Origin of the sequence: Pseudorhizobium halotolerans, assembly GCF_902153235.2 — a bacterium.
Taxonomy (GTDB): domain Bacteria; phylum Pseudomonadota; class Alphaproteobacteria; order Rhizobiales; family Rhizobiaceae; genus Neorhizobium; species Neorhizobium flavum.
This window is the reverse complement of sequence record NZ_CABFWE030000005.1, coordinates 965,828-987,648: the sequence shown is the minus strand read 5'-3', so window position 1 is coordinate 987,648 and position 21,821 is coordinate 965,828. Positions and strand designations below refer to the sequence as shown.

The window sequence follows — 21,821 nt, the reverse complement described above, 5'->3', positions numbered from 1 at the left end:
ACGATGGATCACCACGACCATCACCATCACGACGATGACGATCATCACCACCACGACAACCGCTATTCGGACATGCAGGCTCGTGTGAAGGCTCTCGAGACGGTGCTTACGGAAAAGGGTCTGATCGATCCCGCGGCCATCGATGCGATCGTCGAGACCTACGAGACGAAGGTGGGCCCGCGCAACGGCGCGCGCGTGGTTGCGAAGGCGTGGAGCGATCCGGACTTCGCCGACTGGCTCCGACGCGATGCCACGGCCGCGATCGCCAGTCTCGGATTTACCGGCCGCCAGGGGGAACACATGCGGGCGGTCTTCAACACGCCCGAGACTCACAACCTTGTCGTCTGCACGCTCTGCTCCTGCTACCCGTGGGCCGTGCTCGGCCTGCCCCCCGTCTGGTACAAGGCGCCAGCCTACCGCTCGCGGGCGGTGATCGATCCGCGCGGCGTGCTGGCCGAATTCGGCGTGACGCTGCCTGACGACACGAAGATCCGCGTCTGGGATTCGACGGCCGAGCTCCGCTATCTCGTGGTGCCGATGCGTCCGGATGGCACGCAGGATCTGGATGAGGAGGCGCTGGCGGATCTCGTGACGCGCAACGCAATGATCGGCACCGGCCTGGCGCTTGCGCCGGAGCAGCTGCGATGAACGGGCCTCACGACCTCGGCGGCCAGATGGGGTTTGGCCCGGTTGCTCCGGAGCAGAACGAGCCGGTCTTCCACGCGGAGTGGGAGAAGCTGGCGCTGGGAATCACGCTCTCCTGCGGCGCATTCGGCGCCTGGACGCTGGATGAGAGCCGACATGCCCGGGAAAACATTCCGCCGGCCCAGTACCTGGGCGCGAGCTACTATGAAATCTGGATTCGGGCGCTGGAGACACTGCTGGAGCGGCACGGGTTTGCCAGCGACGAGGAGATCAGCGCCGGGCACAAGCTGCAGGAGCCGGCAAAGCCGAAGCGGGTGCTGACGGCGGACATGGTGCCGGGCGTTCTCGCGCGGGGGGGTCCGTGTGATCGACCCGTGGACACCGAGCCACGATTTGCGGTTGGCGACCGGGTGCGCACGCGTAACTTCAATCCCGTGACGCACACGCGCTTGCCCCGCTATGCACGGGAGAAGACCGGCGTGGTGGAGGCGGTGCAGGGCTCCTTCGTCTTTGCCGACGACAATGCGCACGGGCACGGCGAAAACCCGCAATGGGTCTACACCGTCGTGTTCGATGGCGGCGAAATCTGGGGCGAGGGCGCCGATCCGACGCTGACGGTTTCGATCGACGCATGGGAGAGCTATCTTGAGCGCGTGTGAAGCAAGATCGCGACTTGCCCAGACGGAGGGCCTACCGCGGTCTGAAGAGGGCGATCCGGTGTTTCCGGAGCCTTGGGCAGCCGAGGCCTTCGCGATCACCGTGCACCTTCACGAGAGGGGGCTTTTCTCTTGGGGTGAATGGGCGGATTCGCTGTCGGCGGAGGTTCACAAGCCCGGACGAGCCGCAGACGGCAGCGATTATTTCGATTGCTGGGTGGAGGCGCTGACGGGCCTGCTGGTGGGCAAGGGCATCGCGGATGCCGAAGCTATACTCGGGCTTCAGAAAAGCTGGCAGCGCGCGGCGGAGGCGACACCTCACGGCGAACCGATCGCGCTCGCCAACGATCCGTTATCTAGTTAGTCTTGATCTGCTTTCGTTCTTTTCGGTTGCGGTAGCGTCCAGAATCCTGCCATGTCGCAGCCATGCAATTCGCCCCGCAACAGGACGAGGCCCTGAAGGCCGTTTCGCGCTGGCTCAAGGATGGCCGCCAGGAGGTTTTCCGGCTATTCGGCTATGCCGGTACCGGCAAGACAACGCTGGCCAAGCATTTCGCCGAGCATGTCGACGGCGAGGTCCTTTTCGCCGCCTTCACCGGCAAGGCAGCGCAGGTGCTGCGTTCACGCGGCGCCAAGAACGCCAAGACGATCCATTCGCTGATCTACCGGCCGCGCGGCGAGGAGGAGGTCTCCGACGAGGAGACCGGCAAGACCTCGATCTCGCCAATGTTTTCCATCAACCGCCAGAGTCCGGTCGCGAAGGCAGCGCTGATCGTCATCGATGAGTGCTCCATGGTGGACGAGCAGCTTGGCCGGGATCTCCTGAGCTTCGGGACACCGATCCTGGTCCTCGGCGACCCCGGACAACTGCCGCCCGTTTCCGGAGGCGGTTTCTTCACCGAGCAGGAACCGGATTACCTGCTGACCGAGATCCACCGCCAGGCCCGCGACAACCCGATCATCCAGCTCGCCATGAACGTGCGCGAGGGCAAGGAGATCATGTATGGCGACTACGGCACCGCCCAGGTGATTTCGCGAAACGAGGTGAACCAGGCTCTGGTGCTGGAGGCGGACCAGGTGCTGGTCGGCACGAACAAGACACGCAAGCGCTACAACCAGCGGCTCCGCGAGTTGAAGGGGTTCAGCACCGGCTACCCGCAGTCGGGCGACAAGCTCGTCTGCCTGCGCAACGACCAGGTGAAGGGGCTCTTGAACGGCTCGCTCTGGCAGGTAATGAGCTCATCCCGCGAGACCGTCAAGCCCGGCATCAACCTGATGATCCGCCCCGAAGACGACGACATGGATCGCGGTGCTGCGAAGATAAAGCTCCTGAAGGCTGCCTTCGAGAGCGAAGAGGAAATTCCCTGGTCGACGCGCAAGCGCTACGACGAGTTCGATTACGGCTATGCATTAACCGTCCACAAGGCGCAGGGCTCGCAGTGGAACAACGTCGTGTTGTTCGACGAGAGCTGGGCCTTTCGCGACACGCGCGAGCGCTGGCTCTACACTGCCATCACCCGCGCGGCGGAGACGATCACCATCGTCAAATGAGAGGCGAGCGCTCCGCTCTACCGATCACTTCCGCATCGAGGCAAGGAGTGCAACGACGTCGCGGTCCGTCTTGCCCGACTCGGCTGCGATCTCGCGCAGCGTCTTGCGCGCATCCGAAACGGGGAAACCTCCCTCACTCAGCAGTGCCAGGAATGCCTCTTCCGTCTGGTCGAACAGAGGTGCGACCTCGGCAGCAGGGCTTCCGGTGATGACGCCCGCCATGGCAACGGCAGGGTTGCCGGTGGAGGGGCCGGTCGAGGTCAATGCGGGCCAGGCGAAAGGGATGGATGCGGCGATGGACACGCCGATGGCGAGCGCCATTGGCAGGCGTTTGAAGTAGTTCTGGAACGGGCGCCAATTTTTCCAGATATGCAGGATGAAGGGGAGGATGAGCACCATGCTCAGCCACTCGTGCATCGAATGGAAGGCGCCGCTCTGGAAATGGAAGAAGAGGGCAATGCCCGAGACGAGCGAGACGACGAAGAGCCCGGTGACGAGGGGCGTAGCGTAGCGGGAGAGGAGCGAGTGCATGATGATACTCATTCATTGGTTGGAAGGACCAGTGTCTGGCTACTGCTGCGCCACCGACCTGTCAGGTTAAATCCCTGTTAGAATTGACGTTTGGTATTCAGCAAGGGTGTCATACCCAGCTTCGCGATGTTCTGTCGCAGCTGCTGCCGGGAAGAGGCAAGGCGGCATCATCAAAATCGAAGATGGGTGCATGCGCTAAACTCGTTGGCATTCGTGCCGCGGCTGGCATAAACCACGGGAACATCGTCCCAATCGGAAGCAGAGCCATGCCGACCACGCTCTCGGTCAACATCAATGCCATCGCCATGCTGCGCAACCGGCGCGACCTGCCATGGCCGAGCCTGGAGCATCTAGGACGCATTGCGCTGCAGGCCGGCGCAAGCGGGTTGACGGTGCATCCTCGGCCGGACCAGCGGCATATCCGCTTCTCCGACCTGCCGGTCATCCGGGCGCTGATCGACGACGAGTTCCCTGAGGCCGAGTTCAACATCGAGGGATATCCGAGCGAGGAATTCCTGACGCTCTGCGAGCGGACGGAACCGGAGCAGGTGACGCTGGTGCCGGACGATCCGAGCCAGGCGACGTCCGACCACGGCTTTGACTTCCGCCGCGACGGCGAGATGCTGAAGCCGATCGTGGCGCGGCTGAAGGCGAAGGGAATTCGCGTGTCGCTGTTTGCCGATGGCGACGGTGACGTGGAAGCGGTGCGGCTCGCGAAGGCGACGGGGGCGGATCGAATCGAGCTCTACACCGGGCCCTATGGTGGCTGCTACGACGCTCCGGAACGTGCAGCGGCGATCATCGAGAAGCTCGGGCAGACGGCCGATACCGCGAAGGCCGAAGGGCTCAGCGTCAATGCCGGCCACGACCTCACGGTCGCGAACCTGCCACCGCTGGTCCGGCGCATTCCCCATCTGGCAGAGGTTTCCATCGGCCATGGCCTGACGGCCGATGCACTGGAATTCGGGATGGCGGAAACGGTGCGCCGATTCCGCCGCGCCTGCGGCCAGACCGTCTGACCTATTCCGCCGCGTCGGCAGCCATCTCGGGGGAGAACGCGAAGTCCACGGCGGCGCGGGCATGAACGGTCGTCGAATCGATGCAGGGCAGAGGCAGGGTCTCCGGATCCAGCAGAAGGCAGATTTCCGTACAGCCGAGGATGACGCTGTCGGCACCGGCGGCCTTCGCTTTCCCGATCATGGCCAAGGCACGGTCGCGCGAGTCGTCCCTCACTGATCCGGCGCACAGTTCGCTGAAGATGATGTCGTGCATGGCAGTCCGGTCTTCGGAGTCCGGGACCATCACGTCGATGCCCAGCGTCTTCATCCGGTCGGTATAGAAACCGTGCTCCATCGTGTATCGGGTTGCGAGCAGGAGGGGGCGCCTCAGCCCCTGGGCGCGCAGCGCCGCCGCGGTCTCATCGATGATGTGGATGAGCGGGATGCGGACGGCACCCGCGACCTCATCCGCGATGAGGTGCATGGTGTTGGTGCAGATCAGCACGCAGGATGCACCCGCCGCCTCAAGCCGCCTGGCACTATCCGCCAGCACCTTGGTCGCAAGATTCCAGCGACCGGCCTTCTGCATCTCGACGATCTCCGCGAAGTTCACGGAGTGGAGCAGGATATCGGCGGACGCCAGCCCGCCACGGCGGGCGCGCACCGTCTCGTTGATCAGGCGATAATAGACTGCCGTGCTCTCGAAGCTCATACCGCCGATCAAACCGATGCTTTTCATTGCTGTTCCCCTTCTGGACGTTGTCGAGAAGTTAGAGCGCATCTGTGTCCCGAGGCGTGCAATCTTCAGCATGCTTATGTTTGCCAGCGCACGTTCGTTGCGCAAATGTCCGATACGATGCATGTTGGGTGCATATGAAGGAGAGTTACCGATGCTGGATCAGCGCGACCGGAAGATTCTGGATCTTCTGCAAGAGAATGCCGGGATGCCGGTGGCGGAGGTGGCGGAGCAGGTGGCGCTTTCGCCGTCGGCGTGTTCGCGGCGCATCCAAAAGCTCGAGGAGGCGGGATATATCCGAGGCAGGATTGCGGTGCTTGATCGGGAGCGCATCGGCGTGCCGACGACTGTCTTCGCACTGATCAAGACCGCGCACCATTCCGACGACTGGATCGAGACTTTCCGCAAGGCGATCAGCGACATCGGCGAGATTGTCGAGGCGCATCGGCTGACGGGCAGCTACGACTACATCCTCAAGGTCGTGTTGCCCCGGGTGGAGCATTACGACGTAGTCTACCGGCGGCTGGTCAAGCGGATCGAACTGTTCGACGTCTCCGCCTTCATCTCTATGGAGGTGCTGAAGAGCGGCGAGGCCTTACCCGTGGACTACGCCCGCTAGCCATAGAAGCTGATGGTTTGCCGCAACGGTTCGCGCTTGCCGTCAGTTTCTGGATGCGAGCGCCTTGTCGTTGTTGCACTGGGCAATTTGGAGTTGCCTGACAGACAGGATCTTCGTGATCCGTTCGTCGCCATCGGTCTCTACGGACATGCAGACGCAGGCATAGCCGTAGGACGGGCCATTGACCTCTACAAACTCTCCTTCTGTCAGGTCCGGAACCAGTTCCATCCCCTCCGGCCCATCCGGGCGGTCGGGGTCCTGCGTCATGAGGGTCCAGGTCTTCTCGCTATCTTCCAGCCACCAGTTGCGCGGCGTCGGGTTGTCGAGCCAGCCGCACCGCATCTCCGCGGCCAGCGCCAGGGACGGGAGGAGCAGGCAGGCAGCAACCGCGAGGAGGGCTGTTCTGTTGAATGTCGGCTTCATCGTTCCGGTCTCCGCCGCAGCTCATATGGTCAGCCATTGATGCAATGAATCCCCTTGACGAGCAATGCAGACTTCCGCATAAGGCTAACAAGAACCGTACCGTACGGTACCAGTTTGTTGGAGCAGATGTTGTGATCGCCGATGCCGGCCGGATGCCTGAATTTACACCCCGCCAGAACGAGGTTCTGGAACAGGCGTTGCGCCTGCTTGTGGAGGGTGGCGACAGGGCGTTGACGACGTCCGGTCTGGCAAGGGCCGCGAACTGCTCGAAGGAAAGCCTCTACAAGTGGTTTGGAGACCGCGACGGCCTGCTTGCTGCGATGATCGCTCACCAGGCGAGCAAGGTGCGGACCTTCGAGCGCGGCAAGGAGAAGCTGACGCCCGAGAATCTCCGGGAGCATCTGGAAACCTTCGCGCGCGACCTGCTGGAGGTTCTGTCGGGGGACATCTCGCTGGCGCTGAACCGCCTGGCAGTCGGCCAGTCGGGTCGGGACGGCTCGAAGCTCGGCAAGCTTCTTCTGGAGCACGGGCGTCGGCAGATCGACCGTCGCGCCATCGCCCTCATGGATGCGGGAAAGCGCGCCGGCCTTCTGCGCTTCGACGAGGCGGACGCCGCCTATCATACGCTTTACGGCCTCGTCGTCTCCGACCTGCATGTTCGCATGCTGCTCGGCGAGCCGGGGCTCAAGGACAATGCGCGCCAGGCGCGGAGGGCGGTGGATGCCTTCCTGACGCTTCACGGCGCGCGCCAGGAATCGGGGGAGGCGGTGCGCTTCTCCTCGGGACGATAAGCACCATCAACAACGAACACGCATAGGGAAGGACATATACGATGCGCGTCTATTACGATCGCGATGCCGATCTCAACCTCATCAAGTCGAAGAAGGTCGCCATTATCGGCTACGGTTCCCAGGGTCGCGCACATGCGCTGAACCTAAAGGACTCGGGTGCCCAGAACGTGGCGATTGCCCTGAAGGCAGGTTCCCCCACGGCCAAGAAGGCCGAGGCCGACGGCTTCAAGGTGATGACGGTTGCCGAAGCAGCTGGCTGGGCTGACCTGATGATGATGGCAACGCCGGACGAACTTCAGGCGGACATCTACAAGAACGACATCGCTGGCAATATTCGTGACGGCGCCGCGATCGCCTTCGCCCACGGGCTCAACGTCCATTTCGGCCTGATCGAGCCGAAGGCATCGGTCGACGTCGTGATGATTGCCCCGAAGGGCCCGGGCCACACCGTTCGCGGCGAATACCAGAAGGGCGGCGGCGTGCCGTGCCTCGTTGCTGTTCACCAGAACGCCTCCGGCAACGCACTTGAACTCGCGCTCTCCTACGCCTGCGGCGTCGGCGGCGGCCGCTCGGGCATCATCGAGACCAACTTCAAGGAAGAATGCGAAACCGATCTGTTCGGCGAGCAGGTCGTCCTTTGCGGCGGTCTGGTCGAGCTCATCCGCGCCGGCTTCGAAACGCTGGTGGAAGCTGGCTACGCTCCGGAGATGGCCTATTTCGAATGCCTCCACGAAGTGAAGCTCATCGTCGATCTGATCTACGAAGGCGGCATCGCCAACATGAACTACTCGATCTCCAACACGGCCGAGTGGGGCGAGTACGTCACCGGTCCGCGCATCATCACGGAAGAAACGAAGGCCGAGATGAAGCGCGTCCTGAAGGACATTCAGACGGGCAAGTTCACCTCCGAGTGGATGCAGGAGTACCGTTCTGGCATGGCACGCTTCAAGGGCATCCGCCGCATGAACGACGGCCACCAGATCGAAGAAGTCGGCGAAAAGCTGCGCGGCATGATGCCGTGGATCGGCAAGAACAAGCTGGTCGACAAGTCGGTCAACTAATAATCACCTCGATCAAGCTGACGCCGCGTTTTCATGCTGAAGACGCGGCGTACGCTTTTGCCTCGTCCGGGTTGCATGCGCGTTCCATGCCTTGCTCGATCGAGACAAAGTTACATAAGTTACGATAGGTCAGTATTGCTTACCTATCGTAACTTATGTAAAGCTGGCGCAAACAAAATTGAAACATGAGGAAACATCCGGTGCTTGATTGGGAACATATCTTCGCCACGCGTTCTTCCAGGATGCGCGCATCCGAAATCCGTGAGCTGCTGAAGCTCCTGGAGCAGCCGGACATCATTTCGTTCGCAGGTGGCATTCCGGACCCGGCGCTGTTCCCGGACGAAGCGTTCAAGCAGGCCTATGCCGACATCTTCTCCGGTCCTCAGGTAAACGCTGCGCTGCAGTACTCGGTCAGCGAAGGTTACAAGCCGCTGCGCGAATGGCTGGTCAAGGAGATGGCGAAGATCGGCATCCCGTGCAGCGTCGACAATGTCTTCATCACCTCCGGCTCGCAGCAGGCGCTGGACTACCTCGGCAAGCTCTTCCTGTCGCCGAAGGATACGGCGCTCGTCACCTGGCCGACCTATCTGGGCGCGCTGCAGGCCTTCAACGCCTATGAGCCGACCTACGACCAGCTGTCGCTGAACGGCAACCGCACGCCGGACGGCTATCGCGAGGCTGCTGCGAAGGCAGGCGGCGCGGTCAAGTTCGCATACCTCTCGTCCGACTTCTCCAATCCGACGGGGGAGACGGTGGATCGCGCAGGTCGCGAGAAGCTGCTGGAACTGGCGGACGAACTGGATGTCGCGATCATCGAGGATGCCGCCTACCAGAACCTGCGCTACGATGGCGAGCCCGTGCCGCCGATCATGGCGCTCGACATCGCCCGCAATGGCGGAATCGAGAACACGCGGACGATCTACAGCGGCAGCTTCTCCAAGACGCTCGCCCCGGGGCTTCGGGTGGGATTCGTCGTCGCTGCGATGCCGGTCATCCGCAAGCTGGTGCTGATGAAGCAGGCCGCCGACCTGCACTCCTCGACGATCAACCAGATCGCCATCGCCCATGTCGCGGAACGCATATTCCCGGAGCAGGTGGCCAAGATCAAGAAGGCCTACAGCGCCCGCCGTGACGTGATGCTTGCTGCGCTCGACAAGTACATGCCCGCCGGTGCCACCTGGACGAAACCCGAGGGCGGCATGTTCGTCTGGGTGCGACTTCCGGAAGGCATGGACGGCGCTGAGCTTCTGGCTCGGTCGATCCAGACGGAGAAGGTTGCTTTCGTTCCGGGCAAGGCTTTCTACGCGGATGGTTCGAACAACAATACCCTGCGGCTCTCCTTCTCCTGCGCAAGCGAAGCGATGATCGAGGAGGGCATCCAGCGCCTCGGTCGCCTGATCAGCATGGCAGTCGCCGAAGCGGCGTGATGTGTCCGACATTGGAAGGCGCCCGGGTTCGCGGGCGCCTTCCGCCGTCCACAGCAGGACGGCGCGCTGTCACATGACTGTTAGACGGCTGTGATCTAGCGGGGCATCCCACCAGGAAGGATACCCCATGAACAAGATCGTCTCAGCAATCTCCACTCTTGCAGTCACAGCCCTGCTTGCGGGCGCTGTCGAGGCCGCGGATCTCGTGATCTATACGAGCCAGCCGAACGAGGACGCGCAGGCCACTGTCGACGGTTTCAAGGCCGCCAATCCCGGTCTCGAGGTCGAATGGGTTCGCGACGGCACACCGAAGATCATGGCGAAGCTCATGGCCGAGATCGAGGCCGGAAATCCGATCGCCGACGTCCTGCTGATCGCCGATACCGTGACGCTCGAGCGGATGAAGCAGGCAGGGCAGTTGCTTGCCTACAAGTCGCCGGAGGCAAAGAACCTGGATGCGTCCCTCTACGACGCCGACGGTCACTACTACTCCACGAAGCTGATCACCACCGGCATCATGTACAATACCCAGGCGGGCATGCAGCCGGCAAGCTGGAAGGACCTTGCCAAGCCGGAAGCCAAGGGCCTCGTTGCCATGCCAAGCCCGCTGACGTCGGGTGCGGCCCTCATCCACGCCCAGACGCTGACGGGCGTCAACGGCCTGGGCTGGGACTACTACCGGCAGCTCAAGGACAATGGTGCCATCGCCGCCGGCGGCAACGGCGCCGTGCTGAAGTCGGTCGCCTCGGGCGAAAAGGCCTATGGCATGGTCGTCGACTACCTGCCGATCCGCGAGAAGGCGAAGGGTGCGCCGGTCGAATTCGTGTTCCCGGAAGAGGGCGTTTCGGCCGTGACCGAGCCGGTCGCAATCCTGTCCTCCACGATACATGAGGAAGCTGCCAGGAAGTTCATCGACTACATCCTCTCGGACGAGGGCCAGAAGGTGCAGCTTGACCTCGGCTATATCCCTGCCCACAGCGGTCTGGGCGTTCCGGCCGGCTTCCCGCCGCGCGAGGAGATCAAGGTTCTGCCGCTCAATGCCGCAGATGCCCTGAAGAACTCTGAACAGGATCTCAAGTCCTTCTCCGATATCTTCGACACCGCCGGCTGATTGCGTCACCTGCAATGCCATCCTCGGCTTATTCCAGAAACAGCCAGCCGCGCTGGCTGTTTCCTTTTGTCGCCATAGTCATCGTTGTCCTCAGCGTTCTGCCGCTTGCCCGGCTTGCCGTGACCGGCATCGCCTCCACACTGAAGGGCGATGCGGGGCGGTTGCTTGCCGACCCGGCGCTTTGGGATGCCACGCTCAACACGTTGACCACATCCTTCCTCGGGATGGTGGCGGCGGCCATCCTCGGCGGAAGCTTTGCCGTCCTGCTGACGCTGTTCGACGTCCGGGGCAGGAATGCCCTAGGCTTCCTGTTCATGCTGCCGATGATGATCCCGCCGCAGGTGACGGCGCTCTCCTGGATCGGGCTGACGGGGCCATCGAGCACGCTACTCAAGGCGGTCGGAATGGCGCCGCCGCTCGGCAGCCCGCAACCGCTCTATTCGATCGGCGGGATCGCGCTCCTGTACGGTGTCCAGCACGCGCCGCTCGTCTACCTGGCCATGCGGGCCGGCCTGCTCGCGTTGCCCAAGGAGGGCGTCGAGGCGGCACGGCTTTCGGGGGCCTCCTCCTGGCGCGTGCTGATCGACATCGTCCTGCCGCTCGCTACGCCCGGGCTCGTCGCCGGTGCGGCAATCGCATTCGTCTCCGGCATCGGCAATTTCGGAATCCCGGCAATCCTCGGCATTCCTGCCTCGATCTATACGCTGCCGACGCTGATCTATTCGAAGTTTGCGAGCTTCGGGCCGACGACCTTTTCCGATATCTCCATCATCTCCGCTCTGATCACGCTCCTTGCACTCGCTGGGCTGTCGGTGGAGGCCCGCGTCTTGCGGGGACGCGATTTTCGCACCATCGGGCACTCCGGGCAAGCTGCACTCTTCACTCTCGGCCGCCATCGCCTGGCGGTGGAAGTGCTTCTCTGGGCTCTGACCTATGTCATCCTCGTCCTGCCGTTCCTGGCACTCCTGGCAAGCTCGCTCGCGCCGGCCTACGGCGTGCCGCTGACGGTGGAAACGGCGACGCTGCACGCTTACGAGGAGGTGCTGCTGCGGCAGTCGGTGACGCAGGCTGCCTTTGCGAATTCCCTGACGCTGGCACTCGCGAGCGCACTTGGGCTGCTGCTGATCTCCGTACTGCTCGGCTACTATATCGTTCAGACAAGGAGCCGGCTGGCGGGCCTGGTTGGCGCGCTCGCCGAGATACCCTATGCCCTGCCGGGCATCGTGCTGGCGGTTGCCTTCATCCTGCTCTTCGCTGCTCCGTTGCCTGTTCTTGGCCTCTCAATCTACGGAACTGTCTGGATCATCCTCATCGCCTATCTTTCCAGCTTCCTCGCGGTCAGCCTCAAGCCGGTCGTCAGCGCCTACCTGCAGCTCGACCCGTCGCTGGAAGAGGCAGCTCGCCTTGCCGGCGCCGGCTTTTCCAGGCGAATGCGTGATGTGATAGTGCCTATGATCGCGCCGGCGGCAGGTTCATCGGTGATCCTGGTCTTCCTGATCGCCTGCAACGAACTGACCATATCGGCGCTGCTGTGGTCGGCGGGGACGCAAACCCTCGGCGTCGCTATCTACAATCTCGACGACAGCGGCAGCTTCAATCTTGCTGCAGCGCTCTCGGTGCTGGTCGTCCTTCTGGTGGTTGTCCTCATGCTCTTTCTTGAACTGATGGCGCGCCGTCTGCCCGTTGGAGCCCTGCCATGGCGCCGCTGATCCTCAACAGCCTCGAGAAGCGCTTCGCAAATGCTGCCCCGGCGGTGCGGGATCTTTCGCTGACCGTCCAGCAGGGCCGCTTCCTGGCATTGCTGGGTCCTTCCGGTTGCGGCAAGACGACGGTGCTGCGGATGATTGCCGGATTCGAGCAGCCGACCGATGGTTCCATCCTGCTTGGCGAGCGTCTGCTTGCCGACGCCGCAACCATGCTGCCGCCCGAGCGACGCAACATGGCCATGGTGTTCCAATCCTATGCTCTCTGGCCGCACATGACGGTGGCGGAGAATGTCGGCTATCCGCTGAAGGTGAGGCGCGTGGCGAAGGAAAGGGCGCGGCAGAAGGTGCGTGAGGCGCTGTCGGCAGTGCGGCTGGAGGCCTTTGCGGATCGGCGGCCGGCGGCCCTTTCAGGTGGGCAAAGGCAACGCGTGGCTCTGGCCCGCTGCCTCGTCACCGAACCGGATGTGGTTCTGCTCGACGAGCCGCTCGCCAATCTTGACCGGCACCTGCGACAGGAGATGGAGGAAACCTTCCGGGAGTTTCACGCGCGGTCCGGCGCGACGATGATCTACGTCACCCACGACCAGAGCGAGGCCATGGCACTGGCGACCGACGTCGCGGTCATGTCCGAGGGGCGGCTGTTGCAGGTCGCGCCGCCGGAGGAGATCTATGCACGTCCGGAAGGCCGTGTGGTTGGCGGACTGGTGGGGCAGGGGTCGATCCTGTCGGTCCGCTTCAATCCGGAGTCAAGCCGGAGACTGGAATGGCTGCATCTGCGGGAAGCGATCCTCGGCTGTGACGGGAACAATCCCCAGTTCGATGTTCTGGTGCGGCCGCAGGACGTGGTGCTTGATGCGGCGGGGATCGAAGCAGAGGTCACCTCTGCCTTCTTCGAGGGCGAGCGCTACGCGCTGCGGCTGAAGATCGCAGGCGGGCAGTCACTGCGCGCATTCTCGAGACACCCGTTGCGACAGGGGGAAACCGTCCGGGTGGTGCTTCAGTCCGGGTGGCGGTTGTAACTCCGGGTGCCGGCGGGCATAACAGCTTTCCATCCAGGAATTGGAAATGACCGTTCGCCTCGCCACCTTCAACATCGAGAACCTCATCACCCGCTTCGATTTCTCGGGATTCCGCAACCAGTTGCGGCGTGATCGCGTCATGCGCCTCTATGACGTCGGAAGCAAGGATGCCTATGAGCAGATGGAGCAGGCGCGGGTCGTGGCATCGACCGATGATACGCGACAGCTCTCGGCGCTTGCGATCGCCGATGCCGATGCCGACATCCTCTGCCTGCAGGAGGTGGACAACATGCCCGCCCTGCATGCCTTCGAATACGGCTACCTCTTTCGGATGGTCGGCCATGGTTACATGCAGAAGTACCTAGTCGAGGGCAATGATTCCCGTGGCATCGACGTGGCGGTGCTGATGCGCGAGAAGACGCGCCACGGGCAGCCGATCGAACTCGTGGACATCCGCAGCAATGCCATGCTGACCTATGCGGACCTCGATCTCTTCAACGAGGCGCTGGCGGAAACCGTCAAACCGCACGACAAGGTCTTCAAGCGCGATTGTCTGGAGCTCGACCTGAAGATCGGGGGGCGTCCGCTGACGCTCTATGTCGTGCATTTCAAGTCGATGGGCAATGCGCGGGAGCCCGGCGACGGGCGGATCAGCACCATGGCGGTGCGTTCGGCCGAGGCGGCCGCGGTGCGCAGGATCATCGAGGATCGTTTCGGCGCCACCCATGCGGCAAAGAAGAATTTCGCGATCTGCGGCGACATGAACGATTATCAGGAGAAGGTGATCGTCACCGGCAGCCGTCGCCTGGGCTACAGGTTCGACCATGTTCGCGAGGACATGAGCGCGCTGGACGTGTTTTCGGCAGATGGCTTTGCGGTCAACCCGGTTGAGCGGCGCGCCGAACTTGATCGCTGGACCCTCTATCATGCCCGCGGCCCCGAGGAGCAGCACCTCTGCCAACTCGACTACATCTGGTTGTCGCCAACACTCGCGGCACGCAACGCGACGGCGGTGCCTGAAATCGTTCGCGGCGGTCAGCCCTATCGGACGCCGTTTCCGCCGGGACAAGAGGTCGAGCGGTTTCCGAGGATCGGCTGGGACCGTCCCAAGGCGTCCGATCATTGCCCGGTGGTGATGGAACTGAGCCTTTAGGTTTCTCCACAACCTCAACCATGTCGTTCGTGGCGGGTTGCGTCCATGGGCCGGGTCGGGCAGGTTGCAATCCGGAGATTGCAGTGCAGGGAGTGACGATGGCGCGCCGCTACGGGATTTACGACGTGTTCACGGATCAGGTTCTTGCGGGTAACCCGTTGGCCATCATTTTCGACGGTGACGATCTCGACGACGAGACGATGCAGGCGGTGGCCCGCGAAATGAACCTGTCGGAGACTGTCTTCGTCCAGAGGGCGTCCAATGCCGCCCATGCTGCGAGCCTGAGGATCTTCACGCCGGCGCGAGAGCTTCCTTTCGCAGGCCACCCGACCGTCGGCACTGCCGTGGCGCTGGCGGAGTTGCAGCGAGGGCATGAAGGCGACATCGACATGGTCTGCGTGCTGGAGGAGAAGGTCGGGCCCGTGCGCTGCGCTGTGCGGCTTCGCGAGCACGCCGCGAGCTTCGCAGAATTCGACCTGCCGAGAACGCCCACCAAGGTCGATCTTCCGCTGGATATGCAGGGGCTCGCCGATGCGCTCAGCCTGCAGGTCGGTGCGATCGGTTTCGAAAACCACCGTGCCTCGATCTGGAGTGCGGGGGTGCCGTTCATCATGATACCGGTTCACGGCCGAACAGAGGTCGACAGCCTGGAATTCGATCCCGGTCTCTGGGAAAAGGTTGCCCCGTTCGCAGATGGCGGTCTCGCGGCTGCCTATGTGTACTGTCGGGGCGGGACGCATCACCAGGCGAAGTTCCACGCGCGCATGTTCTCTCCTGACATGGGAATTACGGAGGACCCGGCGACAGGCTCTGCTGTTGCCGCGCTTGCCGGTGCCGTCCATCATTTCGATGCGCTGCCCGACGGTCATCACCCGCTGCTGGTGGAGCAGGGCGTCCAGATGGGGCGTCCCTCCTACATTCACCTGCACATCGACGTGAAGGAAGGGCGCATCGCCCGCGCCCGCATCGGGGGTGAGGCCGTGCGGCTGGCCCGGGGGACACTGGAGCTCTGACCCATCCGTCGATGCACGCTCTTTCTGGCCGAATTTATTTTCGTTCGACGCTGGACAAGCAATTCGTTCCCCATTATACGCCCTCACACACCGGCGGCGCACGGCTTGCGGCGGACGGAATTCGGGTGATTAGCTCAGTTGGTAGAGCAGCTGACTCTTAATCAGCGGGTCGTAGGTTCGAGCCCTACATCACCCACCAAAACCAACTTTTAGCGGCATTTTTCCGAGTTTCTGTTTCCGGCCTGTTGGAGACCGGTTCCATTTGCGTTCCGTCTCCCCCTGTGCTTGAAGCCTCGCCGATACATGGAAACCGGCGACAGTACTTGGCGTTCAATCTGAAGCGCAGTCAGACGAAGAAGTAGATCTCCGCGAGCAGTGGTTTAATCAGCTGGTCAGGCGTGGCGTGCTGACGATCTTCTTGAACAGGGCAGTCATGGCCTGGCTGATGCCCTCTTCGGGGCTTACCTCGAAATAATAGCCCGGACTCGCGCATTCGTGCATCTTCGCTCCGATTGACGTGTCGAACGGCTTTACCCATTTGTTCCAGAAGTCATTCTTGGGGAGCGGGAGGTATGTAGTGTAGAGGACTGCAATTCGGATGTTGCGCTCCTTCAGCTTCGTGCAGTATTTCGTGTCGATGGGCTCAATGCAGCGGTTAGCATCGACTTTACCCTTTGGGCTGGTGCAACCGCTTGGCTTGCGGCTGTCGCCGACACCGTCAGCCACAAAGAATACTATCTTTTGCCGGTCTGCGGCGCTGCTTCCATTGCCAGGTACGCCTTTCACTTCTTTCTCGATTCTCGTGAGAGCATCGTCGAAGCTGGTCTGCTGATCGTTGTCGTAGTTCTGGTATGGGATGCTCATCAGCTTGATTTTGTCAGTTGCGCTGGCAACCGTAGACAAGCTTTCACTCAGTTCGGCTACCTTGTAGAGCGAAGCATCCTGCGCCGTCTTCCCGAAGGTATAAGCGGCCACGCGAAACTGCCCCTTCACCGTCTGGGTTTTCTCAGCGGTCGCCATGAGAGCCGCTGTCGCCTGCGCCACGACGTCGATGCGGATGGTGATGCCGTTGTTTTTCGCGACATTATAATAGCTGCTCTTGTCCTCGATCCCCGCTTCGCTGACGATGTGGCAGGCGAAGGCGCAGTTCTTGTCGCCTCCCGATGCGTTGCCATGACGTGTGACATATTCCATCTTTTTGACGTCACCCGGGGTCGCTGCAACGCCCATCGATGGCGTGTTGTCGAGCAGCATGTAAAAATCGATGAACGCAGGCATCTGATAGCGTGCGCTGACGGTGCCGCCTACCGTGACCGTGTTTCTGCCGAGCACCTTCATCAGGGTCGTCGGCACGGCTGCGTTGAAGGTAACGCGTGATTCTATGGTTCCATTTTCCTTTGTGACCGACACCTCTACCTCAAGCGGAAGATCCGCATCCTTCCCCGACATCTGCTGAAGGAACAATTTTCTGGCGTCTTCCGCGCCGATATCAATCGTGCCGTTGCCGGGCATCTGCATGGCCTTGGCGACCGCCATAGAGTTCGGCGTGATCGCGCCCACTGCTGCTGCGTCCGCAGCATTGTAGAGCTGGGTCCGCATGAAAAGCGCGTGCGATATATCGAGTGCCAGACCCGCTGCGCCGACGAGCGGCACCATAAGAAGTGCTGTGATGATCCCGAAATTGCCTGTGGTATCTGACAGCATCCGGCTCAGTTGGACGAGCATGCTTACTCTCTCTCGATGGACGAAAGCAGCATCATGCAGCAGAAAGGCCTTATCATTGGCCGATAGGACCTCATATCCACTAGATGTGTCGGTGGAATTAACGACCATTCCTAATGGTGTATTACCAAGCGATTGATCGAATACCTGCCGTCCATCCAACCACACTGAACGTCAGCCGAACCGGATGACCCAGTTCGTTGTTAGGCCGGTACGTGCACCAGGCGGTGCCACCTGCCTCAGCCTCGGACCGGCAGGCTTGCGGTGGGTGTGGCCAATGCCGTATCTGGGCGCATGAGAAACGAAAGCGATCCGATTGCCGACCTTGCGCGCGACCTGCGGCTGAATGCTGCGGCATTCATCGTCACGATCTATGGTGATGTGGTCGTGCCGCGCGGGGGCGTGCTCTGGACCGGCACCCTGATCGATCTCTGCGCCCGCGTCGGCATCAACGAGTCGCTGGTACGGACCGCCGTGTCGCGGCTGGTTGCCGCGCGACAGCTTCAGGGGGAGAGGATCGGCCGGCGCAGCTACTACCGGCTGGATGCCTCGGCGCGGGCGGCCTTCGATCAGGCGGCCGGCTTGCTCTATGGGCACGATGTTCCGGCCCGTGGGTGGCAGGTCATCCATGCTCCGGAGCTCTCTCCGGAGGAGGGGCGGCGGCAGCGACTGGGCCATATGGGCGGCTCCGTCTTCATCCGGCCGGATCGCGGGCAGGCCGCGCCTTCGGGCGCACTGACACTGCATGCCGTCGATCCCGACGACCCGGCGGGTCTTGCCCAATTCTGGGATCTCTCCGCCCTGCAGGCGGGTTATGAGGAGATCATCGAACGCTTCGCGCCGCTCGAGCGGTCGATATCCGCCCGCACCTTGTCGGACGCGGATGCTGTGATGGCGCGGCTGCTGCTCGTGCACGCCTATCGACATGTGCTTCTGCGCGACCCGCGCCTGCCGCAGGCGGCGCTGCCGCCCGGCTGGAGCGGTCATGATGCGCGGGACCTGTTCCGCCGGCTGTACCTGCGCCTCACACCTGCCGCGGAACGTCATATCGCCGCCCGGTGCGAAGGGGAGGAGGGAGCGCTGCCGGCACAGACTGTAGCCAGCAGGGATCGCCTCCTCGAACCAACTATCTGATCAAGTGACTCATTCTGGTTCCGTCACACCGCGCAGGGGGCTGCGTGACTCAACACATCACGCGAACATGAAAAAAACCACTTTGCATGTGATGTTTTAGAAGCTATAAGTTGACCGATCGGTCGGTGAATGGGGAGAGCCGCTCGCGACCGGAAGGCCGAATGGGAGGGATAATGCGCGACGCCTATATCTGTGATGCGGTCCGGACGCCGATCGGACGCTATGGCGGCGCTCTGGCGCAGGTTCGCGCCGACGATCTCGCCGCACTGCCCTTGAAGGCACTGATGACGCGCAATCCGGGCGTCGACTGGTCGGCTGTGGACGACCTCGTCTATGGCTGCGCCAACCAGGCAGGCGAAGACAATCGCAATGTCGGCCGCATGGCCGCTCTCCTTGCTGGGATGCCGGTCGTCGTTCCGGGCACCACCGTCAACCGGCTGTGTGGTTCGGGCATGGATGCAATCGGGATGGCAGCCCGTGCGATCAAGGCGGGCGATTGTGATTTCGTCATCGCCGGTGGTGTCGAGAGCATGAGCCGCGCACCCTTCGTCATGCCGAAGGCTGAAACTGCCTTTTCTCGGTCGAACGCCGTCTATGACACCACGATCGGCTGGCGCTTCGTCAATCCTAAGATGAAGGCGGAGTTCGGCATCGATTCCATGCCGCAGACCGCCGACAATGTGGCCGCCGATTTCGCGGTCAGCCGCGCAGACCAGGATGCTTTTGCTGCCCGCAGCCACGCGCGCTGGGCGGCTGCGCAGGCGGCCGGGCTATTCGCCGACGAGATCGTGCCCGTCACATTACCCCAGAAGAAGGGCGATCCGCTCGTCGTCGATACCGATGAGCATCCGCGTCCCGGTACGACCGTGGAGCAACTGTCGAGGCTCAAGGGCGTGAACGGGCCTGAGCTCAGCGTGACGGCCGGCAATGCGTCCGGGGTCAACGACGGTGCGGCAGCGCTTGCCGTCCTTTGCGAGCAGGCGGCGTCGGCACAGGGCCTGACGCCGAAGGCGCGGATCGTCGCTATGGCGGCCGCCGGCGTGGAGCCGCGGATCATGGGCATCGGCCCGGCGCCAGCAGCGAAGAAGGTTCTGGCGCGCGCCGGCCTCACCATCGAACAGATGGATGTGATGGAGTTGAACGAGGCTTTTGCCAGCCAGGCTCTGGCGACGCTGCGCGATCTCGGTCTGCCGGATGATGCGCCGCATGTGAACCCGAATGGAGGCGCCATTGCGCTTGGGCATCCCCTCGGGATGTCCGGCGCGCGCCTCGTGATGACCGCGATGTACCAGCTTCACCGCACCGGCGGACGCTATGCGCTCTGCACGATGTGCATCGGTGTGGGGCAGGGGATCGCCATGATAATCGAACGCGTCTGAACAGGGAGGAGCCCCCCATGTACGCACAGATGGTAAAGGCCGAAGGCGCCAAGGCGCGCGAGGAGATGACGCCGGAAGAACAGGCTTTCCAGGACCGCATTGACCGGGGTGAGAAGATCGAGCCCAAGGAGTGGATGCCGGAAGGCTATCGCAAGACGCTCATCCGCCAGATCGGCCAGCACGCCCACAGCGAGATCGTCGGCCAGCTGCCGGAGGGCAACTGGATCACCCGCGCTCCGACGCTGGAGCGCAAGCAGATCCTGCTTGCCAAGGTCCAGGACGAAGCAGGCCACGGCCTCTACCTCTATTCCGCAGCGGAGACGCTCGGTGTCAGCCGCGACGAGCTGATCGAACTCCTGCACAGCGGCAAGATGAAATACTCGTCGATCTTCAACTATCCGACCCTGAACTGGGCCGATATCGGCGCGGTCGGCTGGCTGGTCGATGGGGCTGCGATCATGAACCAGGTGCCGCTGCAGCGGACCAGCTACGGCCCCTACAGCCGCGCCATGATCCGCATCTGCAAGGAGGAATCCTTCCACCAGCGCCAGGGCTACGACATCCTGATGAAGATGTGCCTGCAGGGCACGCCGGAGCAGAAGGCGATGGCGCAGGATGCGTTGAACCGCTTCTGGTATCCGTCGCTGATGATGTTCGGCCCGTCGGACAAGGACTCGGTGCATTCGGCCCAGTCCATGCAGTGGAAGATCAAGATCAACACCAATGATGAACTGCGCCAGAAGTTCGTCGACCAGACCGTGCCGCAGGCCGAATACCTGGGCCTGACCATCCCTGATCCAAACCTGAAGTGGAACGAGGAGAAGGGCGGCTATGACTTCAGCGAGCCGGACTGGACCGAGTTCTTCGAGGTGATCGCCGGCAACGGTCCGTGCAACGCCGAGCGCATGGAAGCGCGCGTCACGGCCTGGGAAGACGGCGCCTGGTTCCGCGAGGGGCTGCTCGCCCACGCGCAGAAGGAAGAGGCGCTTCGCGCAAGCGCGAAGATCGCCGCAGAGTGAATTGCCGCGGGTCTTCAGCCCGCAGTCCAACATCCAATTTTCCGGGAGGAAACAGTAATGTCCAACGAATGGCCCCTTTGGGAAGTCTTCATCCGCGGCCAGCATGGCCTGAACCATCGCCATGTCGGCAGCCTCCACGCGCCCGACGCGGAAATGGCCATCCGCAACGCCCGCGACGTCTATACGCGCCGCAACGAAGGCGTCTCGATCTGGGTCGTGCGCTCGAACGACATCACCGCGTCGAGCCCGTCCGACAAGGGACCGCTGTTCGAGCCGTCGAACGCCAAGGTCTATCGTCACCCGACCTTCTTCGACATCCCGAGCGAAGTGGGGCACATGTGATGGCGACCGCCGTTGATCAGTTCGCATTCTCCGAGTGGCTGCAGCGCATCGGCGACAATGCACTGGTGCTGGGGCATCGCGTGTCCGAATGGTGCGGTCATTCTCCCGTCCTCGAAGAGGATATCGCGCTGGCCAACCAGGCCCTCGACCTGATCGGCCAGTGTCAGCTGTGGCTCGGCTTGGCCGGTGAAGTCGAAGGCAAGGGCCGCAGCGCCGACGATCTCGCCTATCTGCGCGATGCGGCGGATTTCCGCAACGTGCTGCTGGTCGAGCGCCCCAATGGCGATTTCGGCCAGACGCTGATGCGCCAGTTCCTGTTCGATGCCTTCCACATCAACCTCCTGCGCGCGCTGAAGACCTCCACCGACAAACGCGTTGCCGACATCGCGGCCAAGGCGGAGAAGGAAGTCGCCTACCACCTGGAACGGTCGGCCGACCTGATCATCCGGCTGGGCGACGGTACCGCGGAAAGCCACCGACGCATGGAGAAGGCCCTGAAGGCACTCTGGCCTTATACGGGCGAGATGTTCCATGATGATGCCGTCGACGCCGCCATGGCCGAGGTGGGGATAGCACCCTTGCCGTCATCGCTGCGGGCCGCGTGGGAAGGGACAGTCAAGGCCGTGCTATCCGAGGCCACTCTTTCCTACCCGGACACGGTCTGGCAGCACGGGATTACTGGTGCGGGTGGCGGCAAGAAGGGCGTTCACTCGGAACATCTGGGCTTCATCCTGGCGGAGATGCAGTTCCTGCAGCGCGCCTATCCCGGCGCTGTCTGGTAGCCG

General features: G+C 62.6%; 23 protein-coding genes and 1 tRNA gene. 20 read left to right on the top strand and 4 right to left on the bottom strand.

Annotation, left to right across the window (positions count from 1 at the left end; translation table 11 throughout):
• Positions 1 to 3 precede the first annotated feature (3 nt).
• The 4 genes from nthA (at position 4) to FN060_RS09835 (ending at position 2,852) form a co-directional block, all read left to right on the top strand.
• On the top strand, positions 4 to 648 hold the full coding sequence (gene nthA, locus FN060_RS09850) for a nitrile hydratase subunit alpha (protein WP_142587880.1): 645 nt from the start codon (positions 4 to 6) through the stop codon (positions 646 to 648).
• Entirely contained in the window at positions 645 to 1,304 is a 660-nt protein-coding gene (gene nthB / locus FN060_RS09845) for a nitrile hydratase subunit beta (RefSeq protein ID WP_142587879.1), read from the top strand. The genes nthA and nthB overlap by 4 nt, the downstream gene beginning before the upstream one ends.
• Positions 1,291 to 1,665 carry a nitrile hydratase accessory protein gene (locus tag FN060_RS09840; protein ID WP_142587878.1) on the top strand — a complete coding sequence of 125 codons (375 nt, stop codon included), beginning with the start codon at positions 1,291 to 1,293 and terminating at the stop codon, positions 1,663 to 1,665. Before nthB ends, FN060_RS09840 begins: the two co-directional genes overlap by 14 nt.
• Before the next feature lie 62 nt (positions 1,666 to 1,727).
• Positions 1,728 to 2,852 (top strand): ATP-dependent DNA helicase, encoded by a 1,125-nt coding sequence (locus tag FN060_RS09835; protein WP_077546568.1) that lies wholly within the window; start codon positions 1,728 to 1,730, stop codon positions 2,850 to 2,852.
• A 24-nt stretch (positions 2,853 to 2,876) separates the two neighbouring features.
• Here FN060_RS09835 and FN060_RS09830 read toward each other — a convergent pair whose 3' ends face one another.
• Positions 2,877 to 3,383 (bottom strand): DUF4405 domain-containing protein, encoded by a 507-nt coding sequence (locus FN060_RS09830; protein WP_077546567.1) that lies wholly within the window; start codon positions 3,381 to 3,383, stop codon positions 2,877 to 2,879.
• Between the two features lie 266 nt (positions 3,384 to 3,649).
• On the opposite strand from FN060_RS09830, the gene FN060_RS09825 reads away from it, so the two are divergent.
• On the top strand, positions 3,650 to 4,402 hold the full coding sequence (locus FN060_RS09825; RefSeq protein WP_077546566.1) for a pyridoxine 5'-phosphate synthase: 753 nt from the start codon (positions 3,650 to 3,652) through the stop codon (positions 4,400 to 4,402).
• Between the two features lies 1 nt (position 4,403).
• On the opposite strand, the gene FN060_RS09820 is transcribed toward FN060_RS09825, so the two are convergent.
• A complete protein-coding gene (locus tag FN060_RS09820; protein ID WP_077546565.1) occupies positions 4,404 to 5,120 on the bottom strand; it encodes an aspartate/glutamate racemase family protein in 717 nt (238 codons plus the stop codon).
• A gap of 151 nt (positions 5,121 to 5,271) precedes the next feature.
• On the opposite strand from FN060_RS09820, the gene FN060_RS09815 reads away from it, so the two are divergent.
• Complete coding sequence (locus tag FN060_RS09815; protein WP_142587877.1) at positions 5,272 to 5,736, top strand: Lrp/AsnC family transcriptional regulator; 465 nt, start codon at positions 5,272 to 5,274, stop codon at positions 5,734 to 5,736.
• Positions 5,737 to 5,778: 42 nt separating this feature from the next.
• Here the strand turns inward: FN060_RS09815 and FN060_RS09810 are convergent, their stop codons facing one another.
• Positions 5,779 to 6,159, bottom strand: a complete 381-nt coding sequence (locus FN060_RS09810) for a DUF4087 domain-containing protein (protein WP_142587876.1) — start codon at positions 6,157 to 6,159, stop codon at positions 5,779 to 5,781.
• Between the two features lie 152 nt (positions 6,160 to 6,311).
• On the opposite strand from FN060_RS09810, the gene FN060_RS09805 reads away from it, so the two are divergent.
• From FN060_RS09805 to FN060_RS09765, 9 genes are all read left to right on the top strand, one after another.
• Positions 6,312 to 6,950, top strand: coding sequence for a TetR/AcrR family transcriptional regulator (locus tag FN060_RS09805; RefSeq protein ID WP_142587875.1), 639 nt, complete (start codon positions 6,312 to 6,314; stop codon positions 6,948 to 6,950).
• Positions 6,951 to 6,991: 41 nt separating this feature from the next.
• Positions 6,992 to 8,011 carry a ketol-acid reductoisomerase gene (gene ilvC, locus FN060_RS09800; RefSeq protein WP_142587874.1) on the top strand — a complete coding sequence of 340 codons (1,020 nt, stop codon included), beginning with the start codon at positions 6,992 to 6,994 and terminating at the stop codon, positions 8,009 to 8,011.
• A 200-nt stretch (positions 8,012 to 8,211) separates the two neighbouring features.
• Positions 8,212 to 9,438, top strand: a complete 1,227-nt coding sequence (locus tag FN060_RS09795; protein WP_142587873.1) for an aminotransferase-like domain-containing protein — start codon at positions 8,212 to 8,214, stop codon at positions 9,436 to 9,438.
• A 127-nt stretch (positions 9,439 to 9,565) separates the two neighbouring features.
• The gene (locus tag FN060_RS09790) at positions 9,566 to 10,549 is read left to right on the top strand and encodes an ABC transporter substrate-binding protein (RefSeq protein WP_142587872.1); all 984 of its coding nucleotides are present in this window, start codon (positions 9,566 to 9,568) and stop codon (positions 10,547 to 10,549) included.
• A gap of 14 nt (positions 10,550 to 10,563) precedes the next feature.
• Positions 10,564 to 12,258 carry an ABC transporter permease gene (locus FN060_RS09785; RefSeq protein WP_142587871.1) on the top strand — a complete coding sequence of 565 codons (1,695 nt, stop codon included), beginning with the start codon at positions 10,564 to 10,566 and terminating at the stop codon, positions 12,256 to 12,258.
• A complete protein-coding gene (locus tag FN060_RS09780; RefSeq protein ID WP_142587870.1) occupies positions 12,246 to 13,274 on the top strand; it encodes an ABC transporter ATP-binding protein in 1,029 nt (342 codons plus the stop codon). The genes FN060_RS09785 and FN060_RS09780 overlap by 13 nt, the downstream gene beginning before the upstream one ends.
• A 46-nt stretch (positions 13,275 to 13,320) precedes the next feature.
• Positions 13,321 to 14,427: an endonuclease/exonuclease/phosphatase family protein gene (locus FN060_RS09775; protein ID WP_142587869.1), complete on the top strand. Its 1,107-nt coding sequence runs from the start codon at positions 13,321 to 13,323 to the stop codon at positions 14,425 to 14,427.
• Between the two features lie 98 nt (positions 14,428 to 14,525).
• Positions 14,526 to 15,440 (top strand): PhzF family phenazine biosynthesis protein, encoded by a 915-nt coding sequence (locus FN060_RS09770; protein ID WP_142587868.1) that lies wholly within the window; start codon positions 14,526 to 14,528, stop codon positions 15,438 to 15,440.
• A gap of 123 nt (positions 15,441 to 15,563) precedes the next feature.
• A tRNA-Lys gene (locus FN060_RS09765) sits at positions 15,564 to 15,639 on the top strand.
• A gap of 185 nt (positions 15,640 to 15,824) precedes the next feature.
• On the opposite strand, the gene FN060_RS09760 is transcribed toward FN060_RS09765, so the two are convergent.
• Positions 15,825 to 17,165 (bottom strand): TadE/TadG family type IV pilus assembly protein, encoded by a 1,341-nt coding sequence (locus FN060_RS09760; RefSeq protein ID WP_142587867.1) that lies wholly within the window; start codon positions 17,163 to 17,165, stop codon positions 15,825 to 15,827.
• Between the two features lie 291 nt (positions 17,166 to 17,456).
• On the opposite strand from FN060_RS09760, the gene FN060_RS09755 reads away from it, so the two are divergent.
• From FN060_RS09755 to paaC, 5 genes are all read left to right on the top strand, one after another.
• Positions 17,457 to 18,296: a PaaX family transcriptional regulator C-terminal domain-containing protein gene (locus FN060_RS09755; RefSeq protein WP_142587866.1), complete on the top strand. Its 840-nt coding sequence runs from the start codon at positions 17,457 to 17,459 to the stop codon at positions 18,294 to 18,296.
• A 173-nt stretch (positions 18,297 to 18,469) separates the two neighbouring features.
• Complete coding sequence (gene pcaF / locus FN060_RS09750) at positions 18,470 to 19,675, top strand: 3-oxoadipyl-CoA thiolase (RefSeq protein WP_142587865.1); 1,206 nt, start codon at positions 18,470 to 18,472, stop codon at positions 19,673 to 19,675.
• Between the two features lie 17 nt (positions 19,676 to 19,692).
• Positions 19,693 to 20,694, top strand: a complete 1,002-nt coding sequence (paaA, locus tag FN060_RS09745; protein WP_142587864.1) for a 1,2-phenylacetyl-CoA epoxidase subunit PaaA — start codon at positions 19,693 to 19,695, stop codon at positions 20,692 to 20,694.
• Positions 20,695 to 20,751: 57 nt separating this feature from the next.
• Positions 20,752 to 21,036: a 1,2-phenylacetyl-CoA epoxidase subunit PaaB gene (paaB, locus tag FN060_RS09740; protein ID WP_077546889.1), complete on the top strand. Its 285-nt coding sequence runs from the start codon at positions 20,752 to 20,754 to the stop codon at positions 21,034 to 21,036.
• Entirely contained in the window at positions 21,036 to 21,818 is a 783-nt protein-coding gene (paaC, locus tag FN060_RS09735; protein WP_142587863.1) for a 1,2-phenylacetyl-CoA epoxidase subunit PaaC, read from the top strand. The genes paaB and paaC overlap by 1 nt, the downstream gene beginning before the upstream one ends.
• Positions 21,819 to 21,821 lie beyond the last annotated feature (3 nt).